Annotated in this window: 23 protein-coding genes; 13 read left to right on the top strand and 10 right to left on the bottom strand. The window is 53.1% G+C overall.

Going from position 1 to position 25,852, the window contains the following annotated elements; translation table 11 throughout:
* Positions 1 to 101 precede the first annotated feature (101 nt).
* Both INP77_RS13690 and INP77_RS13685 read left to right on the top strand, forming a co-directional pair.
* Entirely contained in the window at positions 102 to 992 is an 891-nt protein-coding gene (locus INP77_RS13690; RefSeq protein WP_194749639.1) for a LysR family transcriptional regulator, read from the top strand.
* A gap of 271 nt (positions 993 to 1,263) precedes the next feature.
* Positions 1,264 to 3,240, top strand: coding sequence for a bifunctional diguanylate cyclase/phosphodiesterase (locus INP77_RS13685; protein ID WP_194749638.1), 1,977 nt, complete (start codon positions 1,264 to 1,266; stop codon positions 3,238 to 3,240).
* Here the strand turns inward: INP77_RS13685 and recG are convergent.
* From recG to INP77_RS13640, 9 genes are all read right to left on the bottom strand, one after another.
* The gene (gene recG / locus INP77_RS13680; RefSeq protein ID WP_194749637.1) at positions 3,237 to 5,300 is read right to left on the bottom strand and encodes an ATP-dependent DNA helicase RecG; all 2,064 of its coding nucleotides are present in this window, start codon (positions 5,298 to 5,300) and stop codon (positions 3,237 to 3,239) included. The two genes, INP77_RS13685 and recG, sit on opposite strands and share 4 nt — an antisense overlap.
* 15 nt (positions 5,301 to 5,315) lie before the next feature.
* Complete coding sequence (locus INP77_RS13675; RefSeq protein WP_194749636.1) at positions 5,316 to 7,532, bottom strand: bifunctional (p)ppGpp synthetase/guanosine-3',5'-bis(diphosphate) 3'-pyrophosphohydrolase; 2,217 nt, start codon at positions 7,530 to 7,532, stop codon at positions 5,316 to 5,318.
* 6 nt (positions 7,533 to 7,538) lie between these two features.
* Positions 7,539 to 7,754, bottom strand: coding sequence for a DNA-directed RNA polymerase subunit omega (rpoZ, locus tag INP77_RS13670; protein WP_194749635.1), 216 nt, complete (start codon positions 7,752 to 7,754; stop codon positions 7,539 to 7,541).
* A 44-nt stretch (positions 7,755 to 7,798) separates the two neighbouring features.
* The gene (gene gmk, locus INP77_RS13665) at positions 7,799 to 8,410 is read right to left on the bottom strand and encodes a guanylate kinase (RefSeq protein ID WP_194749699.1); all 612 of its coding nucleotides are present in this window, start codon (positions 8,408 to 8,410) and stop codon (positions 7,799 to 7,801) included.
* A complete protein-coding gene (locus INP77_RS13660) occupies positions 8,410 to 9,144 on the bottom strand; it encodes a proteasome-type protease (RefSeq protein WP_194749634.1) in 735 nt (244 codons plus the stop codon). The genes gmk and INP77_RS13660 overlap by 1 nt, the downstream gene beginning before the upstream one ends.
* A 52-nt stretch (positions 9,145 to 9,196) precedes the next feature.
* On the bottom strand, positions 9,197 to 10,033 hold the full coding sequence (locus tag INP77_RS13655) for a transglutaminase family protein (protein ID WP_194749633.1): 837 nt from the start codon (positions 10,031 to 10,033) through the stop codon (positions 9,197 to 9,199).
* A gap of 81 nt (positions 10,034 to 10,114) precedes the next feature.
* Complete coding sequence (locus tag INP77_RS13650) at positions 10,115 to 11,059, bottom strand: alpha-E domain-containing protein (RefSeq protein ID WP_194749632.1); 945 nt, start codon at positions 11,057 to 11,059, stop codon at positions 10,115 to 10,117.
* A complete protein-coding gene (locus INP77_RS13645) occupies positions 11,053 to 12,546 on the bottom strand; it encodes a circularly permuted type 2 ATP-grasp protein (protein ID WP_194749631.1) in 1,494 nt (497 codons plus the stop codon). Before INP77_RS13645 ends, INP77_RS13650 begins: the two co-directional genes overlap by 7 nt.
* A 182-nt stretch (positions 12,547 to 12,728) precedes the next feature.
* On the bottom strand, positions 12,729 to 13,622 hold the full coding sequence (locus tag INP77_RS13640; protein WP_228518950.1) for a YicC/YloC family endoribonuclease: 894 nt from the start codon (positions 13,620 to 13,622) through the stop codon (positions 12,729 to 12,731).
* A gap of 145 nt (positions 13,623 to 13,767) precedes the next feature.
* Here INP77_RS13640 and INP77_RS13635 point away from each other — a divergent pair, with 145 nt between their 5' ends.
* From INP77_RS13635 to INP77_RS13600, 8 genes are all read left to right on the top strand, one after another.
* On the top strand, positions 13,768 to 14,703 hold the full coding sequence (locus tag INP77_RS13635) for a serine/threonine-protein kinase (protein WP_194749630.1): 936 nt from the start codon (positions 13,768 to 13,770) through the stop codon (positions 14,701 to 14,703).
* A gap of 10 nt (positions 14,704 to 14,713) precedes the next feature.
* Positions 14,714 to 15,631: a PP2C family serine/threonine-protein phosphatase gene (locus INP77_RS13630; protein WP_194749629.1), complete on the top strand. Its 918-nt coding sequence runs from the start codon at positions 14,714 to 14,716 to the stop codon at positions 15,629 to 15,631.
* A 12-nt stretch (positions 15,632 to 15,643) separates the two neighbouring features.
* The gene (rph, locus tag INP77_RS13625) at positions 15,644 to 16,363 is read left to right on the top strand and encodes a ribonuclease PH (protein WP_194749628.1); all 720 of its coding nucleotides are present in this window, start codon (positions 15,644 to 15,646) and stop codon (positions 16,361 to 16,363) included.
* A gap of 1 nt (position 16,364) precedes the next feature.
* Complete coding sequence (rdgB, locus tag INP77_RS13620) at positions 16,365 to 16,988, top strand: RdgB/HAM1 family non-canonical purine NTP pyrophosphatase (RefSeq protein WP_194749627.1); 624 nt, start codon at positions 16,365 to 16,367, stop codon at positions 16,986 to 16,988.
* Positions 16,989 to 17,013: 25 nt separating this feature from the next.
* A complete protein-coding gene (locus INP77_RS13615; RefSeq protein ID WP_194749626.1) occupies positions 17,014 to 17,229 on the top strand; it encodes a hypothetical protein in 216 nt (71 codons plus the stop codon).
* Positions 17,230 to 17,385: 156 nt separating this feature from the next.
* Positions 17,386 to 19,206: a DNA helicase RecQ gene (recQ, locus tag INP77_RS13610; protein WP_194749625.1), complete on the top strand. Its 1,821-nt coding sequence runs from the start codon at positions 17,386 to 17,388 to the stop codon at positions 19,204 to 19,206.
* A 76-nt stretch (positions 19,207 to 19,282) separates the two neighbouring features.
* Positions 19,283 to 19,810: a hypothetical protein gene (locus INP77_RS13605; RefSeq protein ID WP_194749624.1), complete on the top strand. Its 528-nt coding sequence runs from the start codon at positions 19,283 to 19,285 to the stop codon at positions 19,808 to 19,810.
* Complete coding sequence (locus tag INP77_RS13600; RefSeq protein WP_194749623.1) at positions 19,801 to 20,502, top strand: hypothetical protein; 702 nt, start codon at positions 19,801 to 19,803, stop codon at positions 20,500 to 20,502. Before INP77_RS13605 ends, INP77_RS13600 begins: the two co-directional genes overlap by 10 nt.
* Here INP77_RS13600 and INP77_RS13595 read toward each other — a convergent pair whose 3' ends face one another.
* A complete protein-coding gene (locus INP77_RS13595) occupies positions 20,503 to 21,168 on the bottom strand; it encodes an arylesterase (RefSeq protein ID WP_228518949.1) in 666 nt (221 codons plus the stop codon).
* A 2-nt stretch (positions 21,169 to 21,170) separates the two neighbouring features.
* Here INP77_RS13595 and INP77_RS13590 point away from each other — a divergent pair, with 2 nt between their 5' ends.
* Genes INP77_RS13590 through hemW form a run of 3 tightly spaced genes read left to right on the top strand, consistent with a single transcriptional unit; the run spans position 21,171 to position 25,641 of the window.
* Positions 21,171 to 21,878: an ABC transporter ATP-binding protein gene (locus INP77_RS13590; protein WP_194749622.1), complete on the top strand. Its 708-nt coding sequence runs from the start codon at positions 21,171 to 21,173 to the stop codon at positions 21,876 to 21,878.
* The gene (locus tag INP77_RS13585) at positions 21,878 to 24,394 is read left to right on the top strand and encodes an ABC transporter permease (protein ID WP_194749621.1); all 2,517 of its coding nucleotides are present in this window, start codon (positions 21,878 to 21,880) and stop codon (positions 24,392 to 24,394) included. The genes INP77_RS13590 and INP77_RS13585 overlap by 1 nt, the downstream gene beginning before the upstream one ends.
* A 38-nt stretch (positions 24,395 to 24,432) precedes the next feature.
* Positions 24,433 to 25,641, top strand: coding sequence for a radical SAM family heme chaperone HemW (gene hemW, locus INP77_RS13580; RefSeq protein ID WP_194749620.1), 1,209 nt, complete (start codon positions 24,433 to 24,435; stop codon positions 25,639 to 25,641).
* Positions 25,642 to 25,852 lie beyond the last annotated feature (211 nt).

Genomic DNA, 25,852 nt, shown 5'->3' with positions numbered 1-25,852 from the left:
TTCAGGGGTGTGCGTGATTGCATGGATCACACTATAGACAGATGACAATCAGGTGACTAGATGGTTAAATGTGAAATTACTTTTCATTTAATTGAATAATCATGGACTTTAACGAAGCGGCGGTGTTTGTCAGGGTGGTGCAGGCAGGAAGCTTTAGCGCGGCCGCCCGTCAACTGGGATTACCGACGTCGACAGTGAGCACGCGGGTGGCAAGACTGGAGCGGCGGCTGGGTGTGACCTTGCTGCAACGCACCACGCGCCGTTTGCACCTGACCGAAGCAGGCAGCCTGTATTTTGAACATGCTTCGACCGGGCTGGGGTATTTAATGGAGGCAGAGGCCGCACTTGATGAGGCCAGGCAACAGCCGCAAGGGACATTGAAAATGACGGCTCCGGCGGATTTGGGCGATGCGCTGTTGGGACATTTGCTAGCCGAAACGCAGGCGCGGTATCCGGCATTGTCACTGGAGCTGTGGTTGACCGAGCGGTATGTCGATTTGGTCGCAGAAGGCGTGGACGTAGCGATCCGCATGGGGGAGTTACGCGACTCCAGCCTGATTGCCAAATCGCTGGGGACCATACAATGGGCGTTATTTGCCAGCCCGGCTTATTTGCAGCAGGCCGCGCCTATCAACTCTCCGGTCGAGCTGGCACAGCATCCCTGTGTGCAGTTTACGCCCATGGGGCGGCATCATTGGGAGTTGCAGCGGGGCACCAATGAGATCCGGGTGCCGTTGCCGGGTCAGGTGTTGGTCAATAATATCGGTGTTGTCAAAACCATGGCCGAGAGCGGGCAGGGGGTGGCTTTATTGCCAACCTTTATTTGTCAGGCGGCAGTGCGGCAGGCTGGCTTGCAACGTCTGTTGCCAGAGTGGCGTGGCCAAGCTGATGCGGTGCACCTGGTGTACCCTAAGCAGCGCTTTATGCCACCCAAGCTACGCGGGTTTATTGACCTGGCAGTGACGGCCCTTAAGCCACTGTTTGTGGCTTAGCCGGACACGAATTCTAAAGACTGCCTCCCGCAATCCCTTGAGGGGCATCGCTTTCTTTCTACAGGCTCTGTAGATGTCCCCGAGACCCGGGGCGACAGAAGTTACGCTAGCATCACTGACATTTCTTAGTATTTTTTTGCCATTCTTCAGCTAAAAATCGTGGCTTGGCTGCTGTCATTTTGCGTTTTTTGGCGCATGATACCAAGATAAGCAATTAAAGTATCAGCCGCTTTTAACCGTTGTTAAGACATTAACAATTATAGGCAGGGGGATGCGTGCGTTGAACAACACCACGGCAGAATCATCAGCGCTACACATTGAAATTGTGGATATGCTGTATGGCAATAACCGCAGGTCATTACTGGCTGCGTTTATTGTCATGGCTGCGTTGCTGCTCGTGCAACGGCATTTGATCGCCTCACCGATTCTGCTGATTTGGAGCGTACTTTTTCTGCTGGCCTATGGCGCACGTGCCTTTTTAACCTACCAATACGCCAAAGACCCGGTGCGTGAGGCACACACCCGGCAATGGTTGCAGTGGTTTCGCGCCACCTCTCTGTTTTGCGGCATCGCCTGGGGTCTTGCGGGGATCCTGCTGTTTCCCGAGAGCGATACCGAACATCAGGCCTTTTTAATCTTTGCGCTGGTGGGGGTCTGCGGGGCAGGCATCGTCATTTATTCGGTGGATACCACGACGAGTAATCTGTTCACGGGTGGGATTTTGTTGTTCATGATTCCACGCTTTGTGCTACATGGCACACAGTTGTCGCTGGCGCTGGCGGTGCTATTTATAGTCTATGTGATTTATGTGACGGTGGCTGGCCGCAGCCTGGCCAGCAGTTTGCGTGACAATATCATGCTGCGCATCGCCTCTAACCTGGACAATAAAAAAGTCCACCAATTGGCCTATTATGATTTTTTAACCGGGCTGCCTAACCGCCGTTTGTTAACGGATAGGCTCAACCAGTCATTTGCACGCTGTGCACGGCACAAAAGTTATGGTGCGGTCATCTGCCTGGACCTGAATAATTTTAAGGGCCTCAATGACAGCAAAGGCCATCAGGCTGGCGATGAATTGCTACAGCAGGTGGCGGCGCGTTTATCCTTGAGCTTGCGCAAACGCGATACGATTGCACGCATGGGCGGCGACGAATTTATTGCCGTGCTGGATGACCTCTCTAAAGATAAGGCTGAGGCGGTGGTTGCCGCGCATCGGGCGGCTGAAAATATGATGGCGGTATTTTCTGCGCCGTTTGAGCTGCAAGACAGTTTGTACCGCACCTCGCCCAGTATCGGTATTTGCCTGTTTATGGGGGATCACTTCGACGAAGCCGAGGTGTTGCGTCGCTCAGATATTGCCATGTATCAGGCCAAAAAATCGGACAAGCTCAACAGTATCCAGATGTATGACGAGACGCTCCATCCCGCCATTGAGCAACGTGCGTCGCTTGAGAATGAGCTGGCATTTGCCTTGCAGGCCAATCAACTGTTGTTGTATTACCAGGTGCAGGTGAATGCGGATCAGCAACCCATTGGTGCCGAAGTCTTGTTACGCTGGCAACATCCGACACTGGGCATGATTCCGCCCGACCAGTTTATCCCGATTGCAGAGGAGACGGGCGACATTGTGCCCATCGGGCATTGGGTGCTGGCCCAGGCCTGCCAGCAACTCAAGCATTGGGCAGATTCTGCACACACGGCTGGACTTAAACTATCCGTCAATGTCAGTGCCAAGCAGTTTAGTCAGCCCGACTTTGTGCGGCAGGTGACAGAGATTGTGCTGGCCAGTGGCTGTGATGCGCGCCACCTGTGCCTGGAGTTGACCGAGAGTCTGATTGTGAAAAACATTGATGAGGTGATTGGCAAGATCAAGGCGCTCAAAGCGCTGGGCATCACCTTCTCGCTGGATGATTTTGGCATAGGCCAGTCTTCATTGTCGGTATTAAGACGTTTGCCGCTGGATGAACTCAAGATCGACCGCAGTTTTATTAAAGATATTGCACATAACAACTACGATTCATTCATTGTGCAAACCATCATCAATATGGGCAAAAATCTGAGTCACTCTGTGATTGCCGAAGGCGTGGAATTACAGCAGCAGATGACCATGTTGCAGCATATGGGCTGCCAGCGTTTTCAGGGCTATTTGTTTAGCAAACCGGTGCCACTTGCTGAGTTTGAAGCCTGCTTGCAGGCGATTCTGACGCAGCCTGAGGCTTTGGCCAGATTGCAGACTCGCCTCTATTAAACCTTGATCCACTCTTCCGCCTGACTTAACCAGCGTTGCAAATGTGCGCTCACCGCTGCAGGGTCTGTCTGCAGCAGTTTTTCGGCCACGGGCTTCGCTGCGTCAAGCAGGTGCTCGTCCCGTTCCAGGTCGGCAATTTTGAGCATGGGCACGCCGCTCTGACGCGTGCCTAGCAGCTCGCCCGGGCCGCGAATATGCAAGTCGGCTTGCGCAATGGCAAAGCCATCATTGCTCTCATAAATCACTTTCAGCCGTTGGCGGCCAATTTGTGAGCATTGCTGTTTACTATATAGCAGGATGCAGGTACTTTTTGCAGCGCCGCGGCCGACGCGTCCACGTAACTGGTGCAACTGGCTCAGGCCCATGCGTTCGGCGTGTTCAATCACCATTAAACTCGCATTCGGTACATCCACGCCGACCTCAATCACGGTGGTGGCTACCAGCAACTGAATCTCATTGTCCGCAAATGCTTGCATGACGGCCTGCTTCTCTGCCGGTTTCATGCGGCCATGCACCAGCCCGACCTTAAGCGTTGGAAACACCTTTTGCATATAGGCAAACGTGTCATTGGCGGTTTGTAATTGCAAGGCTTCAGACTCTTCAATTAGCGGACACACCCAGTAAGCTTGATGCCCTTGCGTGCATGCCTCATAGACGCGCTGCAAAATCTCTTCACGTCTGTCATCCGCCACCAGTTTGGTGACGATAGGGGTCCGGCCCGGCGGTAGTTCGTCTATCACCGACACATCGAGGTCGGCGTAGTAGCTCATGGACAAGGTGCGTGGAATCGGCGTGGCCGACATCATGAGCTGGTGCGGTTCCAGCGCCGTGGCTTGTCCGCTGGTCGCGCCTTTTTTTCTAAGGGCCAGCCGCTGGCCGACACCAAAGCGGTGCTGCTCATCCACAATCGCCAACCCCAGTTGCTTGAACTGCACTTCGTCCTGAAACAGCGCATGTGTACCTACGGCTAACATGGCTTCACCATTGGCAATCATTGACAGTGACTGCTCACGTTCCCTTTTCGGCTGGCTACCTGTCAGCCAGGCCAGTGTGATGCCCAAGGGCTGTAACCAGCTACTGAGTTTCTTGTAATGTTGTTCGGCCAGGATTTCCGTGGGCGCCATCATCGCCACTTGCCAGCCGTGTTCGATCAGTTGTAGCGCGGCCAGGCAAGCGACGATAGTTTTGCCACTGCCAACATCGCCTTGCAGCAAGCGCTGCATGGGGTAGGGTTGGCCCAGGTCCTGGCGGATTTCTTGCACCACTTTTTGCTGCGCTGCGGTGAGTTCAAACGGCAGCATGGCGAGCAGGCGGTCAGCCAGCGCATGGGTGTCTGCAATCGCGGGGGCCGTGGCGCGTTTGCGCCGGGCATAATGCTGGCGCATGGATAACTGTTGGGCCAGCAACTCATCGTAAGCCAGGCGTTGCCAGGCCGGATGGCTGCGGTCTTCCAGGCTGGAAAGCGGGCTGTCTGGCGAGGGTTGGTGCAGCAAGTGCACGCTGCTGGCAAAGTCTGGCAGGGCCAGGGAGGCATATACCCAGGCGGGCAGGGTTTCGGTTAACAATGCAGGCTGCAATACCAGATTGACTGCTTTGCGCAGACTATTCTGGCTCAAACCTGCGGTGGTGGGGTAGACGGGCGTCAGTGCCTGATTGACGGGCGTTTCTTCACTGACTTTGCGTTGGGTGGGGTGCACCATTTCATAGCCAAAAAAGCCGCCACGCACTTCACCAAACACGCGCAAGCGCTGGCCTGGTTGCATGAGGGCGATCTGGCTGGGATAAAAATGTAAAAAGCGCAAATGCAGGATGCCAGTGTCATCTTGCAGGCTGACATTGAGGGCTTTGCGCGGTTTGTAGCTGACCTCCTGATGCACCACCACACCTTCAACCTGCGTTTGTTCACCAAGACGCAAATCGCGGATGGCGGTAATGCGTGTTTCATCCAGATAACGCAAGGGCAAGTGCAGCAGTAAGGCTTCGGCCGAGGTAATCCCCAGTTTACCCAACTGGCTGCGCAGGGCAGGCGACAGACCTTTGATTTCGCTCAAGGGACGCATGCGGTCGAGTCAGGCTTACTGGATGCGCTGCTCCACCTGGTTGCCTTTGACGCGGTTGATACGCACGATCTGCTGGATCTTGCGCAGGTTGCGGATCAAGGTGGCCAGATGCACGCGGTTGTGGACCTGCAAGGTAAAGTTGACGTTGGAGTACTGGCTGCCGTCGCTGGTCTCCACACTCACATTGTCAATGTTGGCTTCTGCATTGGAAATGGTGGCCGCAATCTTGGCCAGCATGCCGCGCTCATCCACCACCGTGATGCGCAAGTTGACGCTGAACAGTTTTTTCGGATCCGCATCCCATTCCACATCCAGCCATTTTTCCGGATCCAGCCGGAATTTGCGGATGGCGGGGCAATCATGCGTGTGAATGACCAGGCCTTTATCTTTATTGATAAAGCCCAGAATCGGGTCGCCAGGAATCGGGCGGCAGCAGGGCGCAAACTGAACCGCCATCCCCTCGGAGCCACGGATGGTAATCGTATCGAGTACCTTGCCGGTTTTATCTTCGGTTTCGGCTGGATGGGCCAGCAGCTGGTGCGCTACCATCAGGCTGTTACGTTTGCCGAGGCCGATATCGGTCAGAATGGCCTGGCGCGTTTTGCTGCCATAGTCATTCATGACTTTTTGCCATTGTTTGTCGCTAATGTCGCCAGGCTCGATATGCATGGCGCGTAACGCCACATTAAGCATACGCTCGCCCAGTTGTGCCGACTCTTCCACCTTGACCGTTTTCAGGTAATGGCGGATATGCGAGCGCGCCTTGCCGGTCACCACATAATTGAGCCAGGCCGGATTGGGTTTGGCCAGCGGGGCAGTAATGATTTCCACATGGTCGCCATTGCGCATTTCACTGCGTAGCGGTGCCAGCTCATTATTGATCTTGACCGCGACACAGCTATTGCCCACATCCGAGTGGACGGCATAGGCAAAATCCACCGCCGTCGAGCCACGTGGCAAGGCCATGATGTTGCCTTTGGGCGTAAACACATAGACCTCGTCCGGGAACAGGTCGACCTTGAAGTTCTCCAGAAATTCGTGGCTATCGTCGCTTTCGGTCTGGATTTCTACCAAGCGTTGCAGCCACTGGTGGGTTTGTTGTTGCAGCTTGGTCAGGTGGGCATCGGTGGTTTTATACAGCCAGTGCGCGGCCACCCCGGCATCGGCAATGTTGTGCATCTCCTGGCTGCGGATTTGTACCTCAATCGGCGTGCCAAACGGACCAAACAGGGTGGTATGCAACGATTGATAACCGTTGGCCTTGGGGATGGCAATATAGTCCTTGAAGCGGCCGGGAATAGGTTTGTAAAGCGCATGCAGCGCCCCTAACGCCAGATAGCAGGCGGCGTTGTCCTTGACGATGACGCGAAAACCGTAAATGTCGTTAATTTGCGACAATTTCATCGACTTTTCGCTCATCTTTTTGTAAATACTGAACAGATGCTTTTCGCGGCCCTGTACATCGTACTCAATGCCGTATTGCAATAGCTGGTTCTGGATGGCCTCCAGGATCTTGCTGATCACTTCTTTACGGTTACCGCGTGCCAGCCGGATCGCTTTGTCGATCACGTGGTAGCGGTTGGGGTATAAATACTTGAGGCTCAGGTCTTCCAGCTCATGGTAAATCGGGTTCAGGCCCAGCCGGTTGGCAATTGGCGCATAAATATCCAGCGTTTCACGGGCGATGCGCTTTTGCTTTTCTGGCCGCATGGCGTCCAGTGTTTGCATGTTATGCAGCCGGTCGGCCAGCTTGACCAGGATCACGCGGACATCCTGGCTCATGGCCAGCAGCATTTTGCGGAAGTTTTCCGCTTGTGCCTGCATGGCAGTTTGCAACTCGACCTTATCCAGCTTGGTCAGGCCGTCTACCAGGTCAGCGACCTGTTTGCCAAAGCGCTCGGCAATGGCGGCACTGTCGACTTCGGTATCCTCGACCACATCATGCAGCAATGCGGCCAGCAGGGTAGGCAGATCCAGGTGCAGTTTAGCCAGAATACAGGTCACCGCCACCGGGTGCGAGATATACGGTTCACCGGTTTTGCGGGTTTGTCCCGCATGCGCCTGGTCGGCATAGCGATACGCTTGCCAGACCAGTTGCACTTCTTCTTCGTTGAGATATTTGCGGATCAGCTGGGTAAGGGGGGAATCCTCACGGTCAGCGGGGAGCAAGTCCGCTTCGCTCAGCGGCGGTTTGGACTTGCGATGGGCATGGTCGCCTTGGGTGTGGGGCATGGCTGCTTAAGCGTGGCCCTTTTTCTCTAAGATCTCTACACCGATTTTACCGGCAGCAATTTCACGCAAGGCAATCACGGTCGGTTTGTCTTTTTGTGAATAACCACTGACGAGTGGATCGGAACCATTGGCCAATTGTCTGGCGCGATAAGCCGCGACCAGCGTCAGTTGAAAACGGTTAGGGATGTTGTCCAAGCAATCATCGACAGTAATACGTGCCATAAAAACCTCTATCTGTGTGAACCTGAAGTGCGGCGTGCGCCGGCTTAGGTAAGGGATTGAATCAATGACGCGTGGCAGGCTACCTGGCGGTTTAACTGCAAGCGCTGGGCGCGAACAATCGCCATCAGATCCTGCAAGGCCACGTCAAAATTATCATTAATTGTAACATAATCAAACTCATGCACGTGACGCATCTCCTCACGCGCGGCGGACAGCCGTTGTGCAATCACGGCTTCACTGTCCTGGCCGCGGCTGTTGAGGCGGTGCGCCAGCGCTTCGATGGAAGGCGGCAGAATAAAAATAGAGGTCGCGTCAGGGAATAAGGTTCTGATCTGCTGTGCGCCTTGCCAGTCGATTTCGAGGATCACATCGCGGCCGGCAGCCAGGGCGCCTTCGACTTCGCTTTGCGCGGTGCCATAGCGGGCGCTGTGCACATGCGCGCTTTCCAGAAAACCGCCGGCGTCTAGAATCTCCAGAAACGCGGGCTCTGAAACAAAATGATAGTGGATGCCGTCTTCTTCACCCGGACGCGGTGCACGCGTGGTGTGCGAAACAGACAGTTTCAGGATTGGGTCTTGCGCCAGCATGGCGCGCACCAGGCTGGTTTTACCGGCGCCAGAGGCGGCAGAGATAATAAATAAATGGCCGTGACTCATCATGCACACCATTCAGGGTCAGGCAAGGAAGAGAACACGGCTTTCAGGCCCTCGCTCCAGCCTTTACGGATGCTGGCATAACAAGGGTCATCTTCTGTCAGGCGTTGCCGTTTGCCGGCGCTTAAAGTATCAGTTCGGTATATCATCAAATCAATCGGTAAGGCCACAGAAATATTGCTGCGGATGGTGGAGTCAAAAGAAATCAGCACGCATTTTACCGCATCTGTGACATTGGTTTGATGTTTGATCACGCGATCAATGATCGGCTTGCCGTATTTGGTTTCACCAATTTGCAGGTAAGGCGTATCCGGGGTCGCTTCGATAAAATTACCGGCGGCATACACATTAAACAGGCGTGGCTTTTCGCCCTTGATTTGCCCTGCGACCAGCACGCTGGCACTAAAGTCTATGCCGTGCTCCTTCAGTGCTTTGCCGTCACGCTGATGCACGCTGCGCATGGCCGCGCCCACCACGCTGGCGGCTTCAAACATCGAGTGCACATTGTGCAGATTGGCATGGCCTTCTGCCGACTTGAGTTGTTCGCGGCACAGGTTGACCACGGATTGCGTGATCGCCAGATTGCCTGCGGTCAGCAGCACAATCATACGTTCGCCCGGCACCTCAAACACGTGCATCTTGGGTGCAATCGCCACTTGGTCCACCCCGGCATTGGTGCGCGTGTCTGAGGCCAATACCAGACCTTGTTCAAGCAGGATTCCTACACAGTAAGTCATCTCAAGTCAGTCATTTATCAAGTTAACAAATATCATAGCATGCGAGTACTTGCTATTGCTGGGCGGCTTGTGCCTGCTCACGTAATTGCTGTAAGTGTGCCTGCCGTTGCGCTTCGCTCAGCGCTGTCTGGCGGTTGACGCTCACCATGCTGGCCATGCCTTCCTGGCCGCCACCCATACGTGAGCCAGTCACCGGACTGGCACTGCGGTAGTCGAGACCGCCCGCCAATTTGACATGGGTTTCATCCACCGGAATACCATTGGAGACATCCAGCCCCAGCCATGTCTCTTGTTGCCAAACTTCTACCCAGGCATGGGTTTGCATCAGGCTGCCATCCTCGGTAAACAGGTAACCACTCACATAACGGGCGGGCCAGCCCAGGCTGCGGCAGCAGGCGATAAAAGCATGCGCATGGTCCTGGCAGACGCCCTTGCCCAGCTTAAAGGCGAGTGCGGCGGGGGTGTTCACCTCGGTGGCGCCCTTGCTGTATTGCATGCGGTCGCGCAAGGCCTGCATCAGCGCTTGCGCGGGCGCATGGGCAAAGTCTTTGGCAAAGGCCATGATGGCATCATCGGGCTGGGTGAGTGGCGTGTCTCGCAAAAAAACAGTCACTGGCAAGCTTGCCGTGGCTGCGCTGGTCGCGGCGCCGGTTTCGACCTCACCGCTCACCGTGATCAATAAAGCCTGGTGCGGCTGGTCGACGACCAGTGTGTGTGCCAGGTTGCCAAACGCATCTGCAAACGGGGTCAGCTGCCCGGCTACCTTGATCTCCCAATGTCTGACTTGCTGGCGCGGGTCGGTGCGGGGTGTCAGGCGCAGTTGCTGTATGGTGTATGGCACCATTTCGCTGTACACATATTGGGTTTGATGTTCGATGGTTAACCGCATGTCGCTTCCCAAATAAAAAAGCGCAGTGCTGTCTTAGAGCAATCTGCGCATGAGGGGTTCATGGCAATCGTGTGTCAGGCGTCAGGCCGTGGCGCTTAAAAAATTACGTTGTATTTCCTCGCCCAGTTTGCGGTTTGCCAGAATAAATTCATCCAGAAAATGGTGTACGCCATCTTTTAAAATATCCAGCATGCGGCCGTAATGCAGTCTGGCATGCATCTGGCCAGCCAGCCGCTCGGCTTCGGTGTGGCGGCTGCCGGCGACCTGGCGCAAAATCGGCATGATCTCGGCGTAACAGGCATGCAGAGACCGCGGCATGTCTTCACGCAGAATCAATAATTCAGACACCTTGGTCGGTTCAATGGCATCGCGGTAGACTTTTTGGTAAGCCTGAAACGCCGAGACCGAGCGCAACACCGCACTCCATTCGTAGTAATCCACCGCGCCGTCATTGGCTTCTTGCATGGGCATCAGGTACTCATACTTCACATCCAGCAGGCGGGCAGTATTGTCTGCGCGTTCCATAAAGGTGCCCAGGCGCACAAAGCTAAAGGCCTCGTCACGCAACATGGTGCCAAAACAAACGCCACGGAACAGGTGCGAACGGCTTTTTACCCATTCGCAAAATTCGCTCAAGCCGGATTGGGTCAGGTCCTGTTTGATATATTGCCCAAACTCAATCCACAGTGTGTTCATGTTTTCCCAGGTCTCGGTGGTCATGGCCACACGCACGGCACGGGCATTTTCACGCGCACTGCGTAATGAGCTGTAAATGCTGGACGGGTTCTGGCTATCCATGACCAGATGCTTGATGACATTGGTGGCCGACAGCTCTTTGTAGTTGCTGTCATAAATGTCGCGGATTCCGGCAATTTCAAGCACGGCATCCCAAAGTTCGGCTTCGTTACTGCTGTCTGAAGGCAACAGGGACATGTTATAAGTCACGTCCAGCACACGGGCCACGTTTTCAGCACGCTCGATATAGCGTGCCATCCAATATAAATGATCTGCGGTACGGCTTAACATATAACGGCCTCTTGCGTTGCTTGTTGGGCAGCCATTTGCGACTGCACGGTTTCTGCACTGACATCGTCCCGCTCCAGCACCCAGGTATCCTTGGTGCCGCCCCCTTGCGAGGAGTTCACCACCAGTGACCCTTCTTTGAGCGCTACGCGCGACAGGCCACCCGGCACCACGCTGACCGTTTTGCCAGACAGCACAAATGGCCGTAAATCCACATGACGCGGTGCAATGCCCTGGTCGACCAGCGTTGGGCAGGTTGACAGTGCCAGCGTCGGCTGCGCGATGTAGTTAGCGGGTTTGGAGACGATGCGTAAACGGAATTCTTCAATTTCCTGTTTGCTGGCTGTGGGGCCTACCAGCATGCCGTAGCCGCCAGAGCCCTGCACTTCCTTGACGACCAGCTCGGGCAGATGATCCAGCACATAGGCCAGATCATCTTCCTTGCTGAGTTGATACGTAGGCACGTTCTGCAAGATGGGGGATTCACCCAAGTAGAACTTGATCATCTCCGGCACGTAAATATACGTCGCCTTGTCATCGGCCACGCCGGTGCCTACAGCGTTGGCCAATGTGACGCCACCATTGCGGTAAACGGAGAGCAGACCTGGCACGCCCAACAGGGAATCGGGCTTGAACACCAGAGGGTCGAGGAAGTCGTCGTCAATGCGGCGGTAGATCACGTCCACCCTTTGCGGGCCTTGCGTGGTGCGCATATAGACGGCGTTATTACGGACAAACAAATCCTGGCCTTCCACCAGTTCTATGCCCATTTGCTGGGCGAGGAAGGCATGTTCAAAGTAAGCGCTGTTGTAAGCGCCGGGTGAGAGCAATACCACGGTCGGGTCAGTGACGCCGGTCTGGGCGACCGAGCGCAGGTTGTTCAGCAGTACACTGGGGTAATGCTCTACCGGGGCAATCGGGTATTTTTTAAACAAATCCGGGAACAGCCGCATCATCATCTTGCGGTCTTCGAGCATATAAGACACGCCGGAAGGGGTACGCAGGTTGTCCTCCAGTACGTAAAACTGCGACTCGCTGGTGCGGACCAGGTCTATCCCTGCCACATGCGCATACACCTGGTTAGGCACAGTCACACCCACCATTTCCGGGCGGTATTGGGAATTGGTCAGGATGCTGTGCGGGACAATGCCGGCCTTGATGATTTCCTGATCATGATAAATATCATGCAGAAACATATTGAGGGCGCGTACGCGCTGGACGGCACCTTTGGACAAATGCGCCCATTCACTGGCCGAAATCATGCGCGGAATCACATCAAACGGAATCAGGCGCTCGGCACCATCTTCTTCACCATACACGTTAAACGTGATGCCGACGCGGCGGAACAGGACTTCTGCTTCTGCGCGTTTGGCCGCCAGTTGCTGGGTAGGCACATTCGCCAACCAGCGGTTATAGGCCTGGTAAATCGCCCTTACATTGCCCCCATAGCCCTGCATTTCATCAAAAAACTGTTTGGCCGTTTGCGTCATCGTGCTGGACCTTTGCCTTACTTGTAAAATTCATTTAAACAAGAGCAAGCCGTGTGCCAGCCTGTAAAACCCATTTAAATCATGAGTTTATGTTTTATATGAGCGGGTTTCAGAAAGAAAGCGCACCTAAATGGTGCACTCTCGAATCACGGTTTTGGTGCAAACCGAGTGTTAAATAGGGTTTATTCAATATTCTGAATCTGTTCACGCATCTGTTCGATCAACACTTTCAGTTGCATGGACACTTGTGTCGTTTCAATCGCCACCGATTTGGAGCCTAGTGTGTTGGCTTCCCGGTTCATTTCCTGCATCAAAAAGTCCAGCTTTTTGCCCATGGTGCCGCCAGCCGTGAGGATGCGGTCCATTTCAACAATGTGGGCATTGAGCCGCGCCAACTCTTCATCGACATCAATCCGTTGGGCGTAGAGCACGATTTCCTGACGTACGCGGTCATCCTCTGCCTGCATGGCTTCACGCAGTTTGGTGGTCAGTTTATCCTGATATTGGCTGATCAGGGCAGGTAACAGCGGTTTGACGATGCTGATCTGCTCACGGACACCTTGCAGACGGTCGAGCAGCACTTGCTTGAGTTTTTCACCTTCACGCTGGCGGGCGGCAATCAGTTCATCAATGGCCTGCGACAAGCCATTGAGCAGGCTCTGCGCCATGGCCTCGGTATCGATGCTCTCCGTTTGGCAAACACCTGGCAGCTTGAGCACTTCAACCAGATTGACGGGTTGCGCCTGCGGAAAATGTTGCTGTAACGCGGCCAGGGTTTGCGCGATCTGCCCGACCATCTCAGGATTGAGCGTCAGGTTAGCCACCGCGGCATCGCTTTTGAGATTGATGCGGCATTCCACCTTGCCACGTCCCAGGCGGGACTGCAGCAATTCACGTACTTGCGCCTCAAACTGGCGCAAGTTGTCATCGATTTTGACATTGAGCTCGAGATAACGGTGGTTGACTGCACGCAGCTCAATTAGCAGCAGCCCGCCAGTAAAGCGGCTTTCGGTGGCCGCAAAGCCGGTCATGCTCAACATCGGTTGGCTAGCGGGGGAATTTTTTATCGTCATCATCTGGCTCCTGGCAAACTCACTGATTGTATCAAATGCGGTATCGTTATGCGAAAATGGTACAAACAAGGCGGCGCGCAGAACAAATCACAGCCTCTGCTGATGCCATGCCCTTAATAAAAGCCATGATTGTGACGTTAAAGCGCTAGTGAAGCTCGCTCATAAATACGATTTTGCCTTGCCGGTAGGCACTGTGCTGCATGACTACACCATTACCAAGGTGCTGAGTCTGGGCGGGTTCAGCTTCGTCTATCTGGCGCAAGATGCGCAGAAAACCACGGTTGCTATCAAGGAATACATGCCGGTGACCTTGGCCGAGCGCGAGGGCGATACGCATATCCGCTCTAATGGCAAAAATGAAGCTGCCTACAAACATGGCATGAAGTGCTTTTTTGAAGAAGGTCTGGCGCTGGCCAATATCGAGCACAAAAATATCGTGCGCGTGAAAAACTTCTTCCGCGCCAACAGCACCGTTTATATGGTCATGAAATATGAGCGCGGCAAATCGCTGCAAGACTACATCATGGCGTTAGCGCAGCCTGTGCCCGAGAATTTTCTGATCCGCATGTTCGTTGAGTTGCTCAATGGATTGCGTGAGGTGCACTCACGCAAATTGCTGCACCTTGATATCAAACCGGCCAATATCTATATCCGCCTGGATGGCTCGCCAGTGCTGCTGGACTTCGGTTCGGCGCGCCAGGCTTTGTCCGAGGTGACGCTGGCGCCCACTTACACGCCGGGCTATGCCCCGCCTGAGCAATATATAGACCGCAAACATCTGGGCCCCTGGAGCGATATTTACAGCATAGGCGCCAGCATGTATGCCTGTCTGCACCGGGCCTCGCCGATCGCGGCCAACCAGCGCCTCAAGCACGATACGCTGGTGCCGGCCGTGGAGCTTGGCAAACAGATATACTCTGAAAAATTGCTGGCGATTATTGATGAGTGCATGCAGCTGGACTACATGCTCAGACCGCAAAGTGTGTTTTCATTGCAGAAAAAAATGATCGGCATCCATGTGGCTGAAGATCCGCGTGGCTCGCTGGTGGATAAAATTATTAAAGTGTTGACCAAGCCACTATGAAATTCATCCTATGAAATTCACCATTGCACAAGGCAGTCGCCAGGGGCCGCGACCCTATAATCAGGACCGGCTGGCTTACTCTTACCATCGGCATGCCATTTTCATGGTGTTGGCAGACGGCATGGGCGGGCACCAGCATGGCGATGTGGCGGCCGAAATCGCGGTCAAAACCATGATCGATGCCTTTCAGCGCGAATCAAAGCCCATGATTGCGCAACCCGCGCAATTTTTGCGCGAGCAGATTGCACAGGTGCATGAGGTGATTGAAAACGTCCGCCTGCAAAAGCGTTTGCAAGAGTCGCCGCGTACCACCATCGTCGTGGCTTTGATTCAACACAATAAACTGTTTTGCGCCCATGTCGGCGATTCCCGCGCCTACCTCTACCGCAACGGCCTGGTCGAGTTTCAAACAGAAGATCATTCTGTGGTGCAATCCTTGTTGCGCGAGGGTAAAATCCGCGCTGACGAGGTCAACCATCACCCGCACCGCAATAAAATTTATAATTGCGTCGGCGGGGATCGTGAACCGCAGGTCGAACTGACTGCGCCGATTCCGTTGCGGGAGGGCGATGTGGTGTTGCTGTGCTCGGATGGCGTCTGGAACGTGGTGTCCGAGATCAGTATGGCGCAACACATGCTGGCGGCGGATATCCATGATGGTGTCACGCGCTTGCTCGACGATGCCGATGCCGCCAGTATTACCGTTGGTGATAACATGAGCGCCATTGCGCTGCAGTGGGGCGAACGCATTGTCACCCCGCTGACGATTTCAACGCTGGATTTACCGCTAGACGTCACCACCACCATGATGAATGAAAGCCCGGCCACGCCCAGTCCGTATGCGTTAGACCTGACTGACGAAGAAATCGAAAAGGCGATTGCCGAGATACAAGAAGCGCTGGGCAGAACCCGGCAATTGATTAAATAAGAGAAAGTAACCATGACCAGACCCAGCCAGCGCGCCAACGACCAGTTGCGTGCCATCGAAATCATTCGCCATTACACCAAGCATGCAGAAGGCTCAGTACTGGTTAAATTTGGCGATACCCAGGTGATTTGTACTGCCAGCGTAGAAGAAAAAGTCCCAGGCTTTTTAAAAGGTAAAGGCCAGGGTTGGGTGACGGCAGAATACGGCATGCTGCCACGGTCTACCGGTTCCCGCATGGACCGTGAGGCCGCGCGCGGCAAGCAAACTGGCCGTACGCAAGAGATTCAGCGCCTGATCGGCCGCAGTCTGCGCGCCATCATTGACCTTGAAAAACTCGGTGAACGCACCATCCACTTTGACTGTGACGTGATTCAGGCCGATGGCGGCACCCGCACCGCCAGCATCACCGGCGCCTATGTCGCCATGGTCGATGCCGTGTCCACCTTGCTGCAAAAAGGCCTGTTGGCCGAGAGCCCGATCAAAGACTCTGTGGCCGCCATTTCCGTCGGCGTTTATCAAGGCACACCCGTGCTGGATTTGGACTATATCGAAGACTCTGACTGCGATACAGACATGAACGTGGTCATGACCGGCAACGGTGGCTTTGTCGAGATTCAGGGCACCGCCGAAGGCGAGCCCTTTGCCCGCGAAACCATGAACCAGATGCTGGATCTTGCCGCCAAGGGCATCAGCGAAATTGCCGTGATTCAGCAAACCGCACTGGCTGCTTAATATGGCCTTGCCGTTTGAAAAACTGGTGATTGCCTCTGGCAACAAAGGCAAACTCCGTGAAATCACCCATTTGCTGGCGCCGCTCAATCTCGCAGTGCTGCCGCAGTCCGAGTTTAATGTCCCAGAATGCCCCGAGCCGTATGGCACTTTTATTGAAAACGCCCTGGCCAAGGCGCGCCATGCCAGCGAGCATACCGGCTTGCCCGCGCTGGCCGATGATTCCGGCCTGTGTGTCGATGCCTTGCAAGGCGCACCTGGCGTGATTTCTGCACGCTATGCCGGGCCACAGCCAGCCAAAAGCCTGCTCACGCAAGACGAGCGCAATAACGATAAATTGCTCACAGCCATGGAACGCATTGCCGACCGCCGTGCCTATTTTTACAGCGTGGTTGTGCTGGTGCGCCATCCGCAAGATCCGCAACCGATCATTGCCGATGGCCTATGGCGCGGTGAAATCCTGCGTGAGTTCCGCGGTACCGAAGGCTTTGGCTACGACCCACTGTTTCTTGATACGCAGACTGGCAAAACCGTGGCAGAATTACCGCTTGAGATCAAAAGTCAGTTGAGTCACCGCGGTCAAGCGATGGCCAAACTGCTGCAACAACTGAAAACACTCAGTCATTAAACAAACAAGATGAGTAAACAAGACCATGAGTAATGAATGGCCAAAATGGGTACGCGATGACGGTTCGGTGGTGTCCTGCACCGAAAAGGTCAAAGTCATGGCCGAAAATTTTGATGAACTGAAACAGATTGCACAAGATGCGCTGGAAGATGGCTTGCTGATGGAAGTCAGTGAAGAGCAAATGCGTAAAGCGTTACACGAGCTTGTCGATACCTTAATCAATCCTTATAACAAGATTTAGGGAAGTGCTGAATAATTGAGCGAGCGGGATAAAGTGCAAGGCGCACGGAGCACAGGAACCGAGACAGTACGTGGTGTACGGCTCGGCTGCGAGCACCGCGCAACGCAGCAATTTGCCCGCGCAGTCAATTATTCAGTGCTTCCTTAGGCTTGCCAAATGGCAACCCTCTCACCCCAACACATCCTCCAAACCGTTTTCGGTTACAACCAGTTCCGCCATCAGCAACAAGCCATCGTCGAGCATGTGATCGCCGGGCAAGATGCGCTGGTGCTCATGCCCACCGGCGGCGGAAAATCCCTTTGCTACCAGATTCCCGCCTTGGCCCGCGAAGGTTTGGCGATTGTGGTTTCGCCCCTGATTGCCCTCATGCAAGACCAGGTTGAGGCCTTGCAGCAATTAGGCGTGAATGCTGCCTTTTTAAATTCCAGTTTAAGTGCTGAAGAGAATAACCGTATCACCCGCCAGGTGGTGAGTGGAGAAATCAAATTACTCTACGTTGCCCCCGAGCGCCTGATGGTTGGCAGCTTTTTGAGCCTGCTCGACGAAGTGCAGCTGCACACCGGCCTTGCCCTGTTTGCGATTGATGAAGCGCATTGCGTGTCGCAATGGGGGCATGATTTCCGGCCGGAATATCGCCAGCTCACGGTGTTACACAACCGTTTCCCAGATGTGCCACGCATTGCGCTCACTGCCACGGCAGATGCACCGACGCGTGCCGAAATTATCAGCCAGCTCAATCTGGAAAACGCACGCCAGTTTGTCTCCAGTTTTGACCGACCGAATATCCGCTACCACGTCGGCATTAAAAATAATGCCCGCCAGCAATTACAGGCATTTCTGGAGCGTGAACACCCTAACGATGCAGGCATTATTTATTGCCTGTCCCGCCGAAAAGTCGAAGAAACCGCTGCCTGGCTGGTTGAAAAAGGCTGGTCTGCCTTGCCATACCACGCCGGTTTGCCCGCGCAATTACGTGAACATCACCAGCGCCGCTTCCTGCGTGAAGAAGGCATCATCATGGTGGCGACCATCGCATTTGGCATGGGCATCGATAAACCCAACGTGCGCTTTGTCGCGCATTTAGACCTGCCAAAAAGTATGGAAGGCTATTACCAGGAAACCGGCCGCGCTGGGCGCGATGGCCTAGCCGCCAACGCGTGGATGGTCTACGGCATGGGCGATGTCGTCTCCATGCGGCAAATGCTCGATAGCGGCGAAGCCTCCGAAGAACGCAAACGGCTGGAACGCCTGAAGCTGGACGCCTTGCTCGGCTACTGCGAATCCACCGCCTGCCGCCACCAGACCATTTTGCGCTACTTTGGCGAAAGCCATCCCGGCGCCTGCGAGCAATGCGATAACTGCCTGCACCCGGTCGAAACCTGGCAAGCCACCCAAGTCGCGCAAATGGCACTTTCCTGTGTTTATCGCACCGGGCAAAGATTCGGCGTCGGCCATTTGATCGATGTGCTCACCGGCAAAGTCACACCGCAAGTCGAGCGCTTCGGTCACGATAAAGTCAGCACTTTCGGCATAGGTAAAACCCTCAATCAAAACCAGTGGAGCGGTGTTTACCGACAATTGATCGCGGCGGGATTGCTGGAAACTGATCTGTCAGGTTATGGTGGTTTGCATCTCACTGAAACGGCACGTCCAGTGCTCAAAGGCGAGCAGGAAGTGTGGCTACGCCGCGATGCCGAACCCGAAAAGCGCATGAGCAAAGCTGAACGCAGCGCCCGCGCCAAAGAAGCATTTGAAGGGGCTAACGATGATCCGCTCTGGCAAGCACTTAAAGCCAAACGGCTGGAACTGGCAAGAGAACAGGGCGTGCCACCATATGTGATTTTTCACGATAGTACCTTGCTGGAGATTCATAACCGCAAACCTCAGACTTTGGATGAAATGGGACAGATTAGCGGTATAGGGCAGGCGAAATTGCAGAAATATGGGGAGGCGTTTTTGCGGGTATATGTGAGTTAAATTGAGGCTTTTTATGAAAGAATGAGCTATATTTAGATACTAAAAATCTTTAATGATTTCATGGAAAAATAAATAAATGAATGTCTTCATAACTTTAAATAATTATAAAAAGGACTATTTACCTTTCAAATTCAAAGGTTTTTGGCAAGAAGGCAATTGTTTTCTGCGAGTCGTTAGCAAAGATAGAAAAATTGTTTTTTTATGCTGTCAATTACCAAACTATCACGGTACCTCTATTACAAATGCTGTTGAAAGTATTAGATCAAGAGCTGTTGAAGTACTTTTGACCGAAGTTAACTCAAACGATAAGCCCGTTATAGATGTTTCTTTAGAACTTAGTTTGGCTGAAAGGCTAATCAATTCCTCTGTAGATATTGAAAGGGATAAAAAGCATAAAATTTTTGATTTCATCCGTAAAAACTCAATTTGGATTGAGCATTATCCGGCGGGTCATAGTATTGATGCAAATGGATCCTACGCTATAGTCAGGTTTTCTCAGTCTGGAGAGCCTAGTTGGAATTATGTTTCAATCGACTCCTTATTTAATTTAGTTCCTGGATTCGATTTCAATGTAAGTAATGAAATGCTCTACAAATGGAAATAATAAAGACTTCTAATTTTGTCTCCGAAGAGCACTCATTTTATTCAAATGAAGGAATATACTCATACGTAAATATTGCTCAGTTACTTTTAGAACTTAACAGTATTGTCAAATCAATGTCTGCGGGACAAGAAATAGCTAATTTTTATACTGCAGAACGCTCTCTTTATGAACCGTTGAAAAAAATACTAGAGGGTCATTTACCTATTCCCAACTTAGTAAATATAGAAAACGTTCTTTATAAAATGAATAATAAAAGAACGGATGTTTCAATTCGTCATATAACCAATGTAAGTAAGGGAAGGCTGGAGAAGGATTTAAGTTGTACGCATTTTATTGAAATTAAATCTCTTTTTAAGGGAGAGAAGCTAAGTGCTAGCGATATCCTAGATGATCTTCGCAAATTAATAGAATGTGAAGCTGAATATAGGTCGGTTGGATTTTTTGTGCTGGTGGGGTTAAATGAAGACTTGAAGCGTAATAATCAAAACTTAACAAAACTAGGCTCTCTTGGTCAGAATACAGAGCCATTCGAAGTTAGCTTAGATGATACTCTATCAATATGGTTAAGGCCTGCTGGATCATATGTGTCTCAAGATCCTTTTGTTTTTGTTTGGGAAGTATCAGTTAACAATAGATTCAGTCAGAATAGATCTGGATGCACTTTTTCTGTGTTTCAAAAGGATATTTTCTAATCAGTCATCCTTGATGGGCGTATTAACTTTAGTAGTCCTTGGTAACAGGGGTTTCAAAGTCGGCCAAACATTTTCCAATATCTTTCTCTGCGCATTCACATTCGGGTGCAGCCCATCTTCCAGCACCAGATCACTGTGACCACTGACACCATCCAGGAAAAACGGGATAAACGGTGTTTTGTATTTCTCCGATAAATCCAGGTAAACCGCTTTAAAACCATTGGTGTATTTAGGGCCGTAATTCGGTGGAATAAACATGCCTAATAAAACCACCTGCGCATTGATCTGCTTGCTGGCCTGAATCATCTTTTCCAAATTATTCTTCATCGCATCCAGCGGTAAGCCGCGCAGGCCGTCATTTGCGCCTAGTTCTATCACCACAATACTGGGTTTAAACTGCTGAAGTGCGGTAGGCAAACGGCTGAGGCCGCCCGCAGTGGTTTCACCACTGACGCTGGCGTTGGCAACTTCGTAGGGTAATTGCTTGTCTTTTATTCTTTGCGCCAATAAATTCACCCAACCTTTTTCTTTGGGGATGCCGTAGGCGGCGGATAAACTGTCTCCAAACACCAGAATCACCGGTTTGGATGTTGTTTCAGCCAGGGCGGCATCGGCAAAAAATAGAGTAGTGCAAACGCTTAATATCTTGAGAAATCGGAACATCATTAATGCAAGCCCCTTATGCTGTTGAAGCAGTGTCTTTAAGTAAAACGGTTGTTTCGAATGATACAACAATCCCCATTTTGACTAATTTGAATCTTGCCGTACCCAAGGGTGAGAGGCTTGCGATCATCGGGAGTTCAGGTTCTGGTAAATCTACCTTGCTGGGTCTGCTGGCGGGGCTGGATATTGCCAGCAGTGGCAAGGTGTTGATTGATGGTAGCGATATTGGCCCGTTGGATGAAGATGGCCGCGCCGCCATTCGGGCCAAGCATATGGGCTTTGTGTTTCAGTCGTTTCAATTATTGGGTTCACTGACCGCTTTGGAAAACGTGATGCTGCCTTTGCAGCTGGCGGGCCAGCGGGATGCGCAGGCAATTGCCATCGCGGCGCTCGACAGTGTCGGCCTGGCAGCGCGTGCCACGCATTACCCAAAACAATTGTCGGGCGGCGAGCAGCAGCGGGTGGCGATCGCCAGGGCATTTGCGGCCAAGCCTTCGATTTTATTTGCCGATGAGCCGACTGGTAATCTGGATGCTGCGACTGGTGAATCTATCATTGAGTTGTTGTTTGACCTGAATGTGAAGAGCGGCACGACGTTGGTGTTGGTCACGCATGATATGAATCTGGCGCGGCGTTGCCAGCGCGTGTTGAATTTGCAGAATGGCCAATTGAGTGAAATCAATATTGCAGACAACAAAGCAGGGGGGCATTAATGCTGGCGCTTTCTATTGCCTGGCGTCAGTGCCGCAGCCTGTGGTCTTCGGGTGAAATCCGCGTATTGCTGTTTGCGCTAATCCTTGCGGTCACGGCAACCACCTCAGTCAGCTTTTTCACTGACCGCATCAAAGCCAGCATGCAAACCCAGGGCAATGTGTTGCTTGGGGCGGATCTGGTGGTGAATTCAGACCATGTTCTCCCGGAAAAATACCTTGCTGAGGCACAGCGGCGCCAATACCAGACCACGCAGGCGCTGGAGTTTTCCAGCATGGTGGTCAAAGGGGAAAGTAGCGAGCTGGCCGAAATCAAGGCGGTGGAAGCGGGGTTTCCGCTACGTGGTCATTTGACCATCAGCAAGCAGTCAACGACCACAGCGAACGCTGAACCATCTTCTGCAACTATCCCAGCACGCGGAACAGTATGGATGGAGCCACGACTGGCGCAAAAGCTTGCGTTGAAGATTGGCGATGAAATTAGCGTCGGTGACAGCCAGTTTATGGTCGCGGCCTTTGTATTGCAGGAACCGTCGCGGGGCGGAGATATGTTCAGCATTGCGCCGCGCCTGTTTATGAATAGCGCCGATGTGCCTGCGACTGGCCTGGTCCAGTTTGGCAGCCGGGTGAAATACCAGTTGCTGGTGGCTGCCAATACCGATGGCGCAGCGGTGAATCAGGCCATGGAAGACTACGCCGAATGGCTGAAACCGCAATTAGCCCGCGGTGAACGGGTAGACGATATCCGCAGTGCCCGCCCGGAAATGCGCAGTGCGCTCAACAAGGCGCAACAGTTTCTCGGCATTGCCTCCATGGTCGGCGTGATTCTGGCGATGGTGGCCATGTTGCTGGCGAGTATCCCCTATGTGCAAAAGAGCCTGGATGCCTATGCGTTGATGCGCTGTTTTGGCGCGACCAAAAAGCTGATTACACAGATTCTGCTCTACCAGACCTTGCTGTTGGCATTGGTGGGTAGCGTGATCGGGTGTGTGCTGGGCTTTGCCGCGCAATATGGCTTGGCGATACTTGCTGGCCGCCTGTTTCTCGAAACGTTGCCAGCCCCGGGCTGGATGCCGGTCTTGTTGGGTTTCGCCACTGGCTTTGCTACTTTGCTGACGGCGGTGTGGCCGCAATTGCAGCGTTTACGGGCGGTGCCTGCACTGCGCATTTTGAGGCAGGATTTAGAAGGCAACGTACGCAGCCATGGTCTGATGTTTTTACCCGCATTGCTGGTATTGGCCGGGCTGGTGTTCTGGCATGCGGGGGATATCAAACTGGCCGGGATTGTATTTGCTGCGCTATTTGGATTGGTCGTGGTGGCTGGTTTGCTGGCTTATCTGGGCATGCGTTTCGTGCAGTCGTTCAGTGTCCAGAACTTCGGCATCATCAAGCTTGGCTTGATGGGCTTACGGCGCCGCCCGATGTTGACCATCGCGCAGGTGGTTGGCTTAAGCATGGGTTTGATGGCGATCTTGTTGCTGGCATTTGTGCGTAATGATTTGCTGGAAAACTGGCAGACCTCGTTACCCGCAGATGCGCCTAACCGCTTTGTGATTAATATCCAAGCAGACCAAATCCCGGGGATTAATCAGTTACTGACATCGCATGCTATCCAGCATGCGGATATTTTGCCCATGGTCAGGGCGCGGCTGATCTCCGTGAATGGCAAACCCATCAAGATTGAGGATTATAAAGATGACCGCGCCAAGCGCTTGGCCGAGCGTGAATTCAATTTATCGTGGGCTGCGCAAATGCAGGCCGATAACGAACTAGTGGCAGGGCAGTGGTGGCGTGCTGAGGATGCTGGTAAACCGCTGTTGTCGTTAGAGCAAGGGTTGGCTGAAACACTCAATTTAAAACTGGGCGATAAATTGTCTTACGATGTGGCCGGCACCCAGCTTGAGCTCACCATCACCAGTTTGCGCAAGGTGGAGTGGAACAGCATGCATGTGAATTTCTTCGCGGTGACGCCACCGAAAGTGCTGGATCACTATGCCGCCAATTACCTCACCAGCTTTCACTTGCCAGCGGGCAAAGAAGACGCCCTGAATCAGCTGGTCAAAACATTCCCCAATTTAACCATCATCAATGTGGCAGCGGTGCTGGAGCAGATTCAAAGCCTGATCAGCAAAATGAGCTATGCGATTGAATTCGTGTTTGGTTTTAGCCTGTTGGCGGGCCTGGCCGTGTTGTATGCCGCGCTGATGGCAACCCGCGAAGAGCGCGTGCGCGAAAGCACCTTGATGCGGGTGCTGGGCGCTTCCAGAAAGCAGGTGGTGCTGGCGATGCTGGTGGAGTTTTTATGCATAGGCCTATCGGCCAGTATCGTTGCCAATATTTTTACCAATATTGCCGCTTATGCCCTGACGACGCGGGTGCTGGAGATGGACTATCAATTCAACGCCTGGCTGACCATGCAGGCCTTGCTGGCGGCGATGGTGCTGGTGCCCTTGTCGGCCTGGCTGGTGGCGCGCAACCAGTTTAACCAGCCGCCCAGAGCTTTGTTGCAAAGTGTTTAAGTCCCTGTGCCTGGATGGATACAGGTTAAAATACGCGCATGATTCCGATTTATCCTGCCAATAGCCTGAAAGATGCGCCGCTACAAGGCGACATCACGCTGAGCGGCCTCACCAATCCGCCGCCACTTTCGTTGTATATCCATATCCCGTGGTGCGTGCGCAAATGCCCGTATTGCGATTTTAATTCGCACGAAGCACGGCAGGAGATCCCGGAAGCCGCTTATGTGGATGCCTTGATTGCCGACCTTGAACAAGCGACGCCGCTGGTGTGGGGCCGCAAAATCCGCAGCGTGTTTTTTGGCGGCGGCACGCCCAGCATTTTTTCTGCCGAGTCGATTGATAAGATTTTGAGCCATGTGCGTATGCTGACACCGCTGGAATATGGCGCCGAAGTCACGCTTGAAGCCAACCCGGGCACAGTGGATATCGCCAACTTCAAGGGTTACCGCGAGGCGGGGGTAAATCGTGTGTCACTCGGTATTCAGAGTTTTCAGCCGCAATATCTCAAAGCGCTTGGTCGCATTCATGACCGCGACCAAGCTTTGGCCGCCGCCGAGTTGGCGCTGAATACCTTTGAAAAGGTTAATCTGGATGTGATGTATGCACTACCAGAACAAAGCCTTGAAGATGCATTGCTAGATGCCGAAACCGCCTGCCAGATCAAACCCGCGCACCTCTCGTTTTATCACCTGACGCTGGAACCCAACACACCGTTTCACCGCACGCCACCGAGCTTGCCCGACGACGATACCAGCGCCACCATGCAGGAAGAAATCGAGAAAATACTTGCTGGGAGTGGTTACCAGCATTACGAAACTTCCGCCTTTGCCCAGCCTGGCCAGCAGTGCCAGCACAACCTCAATTACTGGACGTTTGGCGATTACCTGGGCATAGGCGCAGGCGCGCACTCCAAACTCAGTTTTCATGACAAGATCATTCGCCAAAGTCGGCATAAGCATCCGAAAAAGTATCTCGAGTCTATCGCCACTGGCCAGATGGTGGATAGTGAATGGCAGATTGGGCGTGAGGACTTGGCGTTTGAATTTATGATGAATGCGTTAAGGCTGGTGGATGGGGTGGAGGCTAGTTTGTTTCAGCAACGGACGGGATTGCCATTAAGGACTATTCAGTCGACCTTGCTGGCGGCGCAGCAACAAGGGTTGTTGGCGGAGCAGAGTGGGGTAATTGCACCGACATTGAAAGGGCAGCGGTTTTTGAATGAGTTATTGGGGATGTTTTTACCGTAACACCTGACGCAAGCAGGAGTTTGAAAGTGGTAGGGTGGGCATATATGCCCACGCGTGTGATCGGTGATTGGTTGTCACGCTCTCTGTCGCCCCTCGGCGAGTCACTTTTCTTTGCTTGCACTGTATAGACCGGGGACATGGTTGACAGGTGTACGAGGACATAGTTGACACTTTCGCATTGGATAAATGCGGAGAACACTATGCCTTGGGA

Source organism: Methylophilus sp. 13 (assembly GCF_015354335.1).
In the GTDB taxonomy this organism is placed as follows: Bacteria; Pseudomonadota; Gammaproteobacteria; order Burkholderiales; family Methylophilaceae; genus Methylophilus; species Methylophilus glucosoxydans.
Note: the sequence above shows the minus strand (reverse complement) of the source record. Positions and strands in the feature narration are given on the sequence as shown.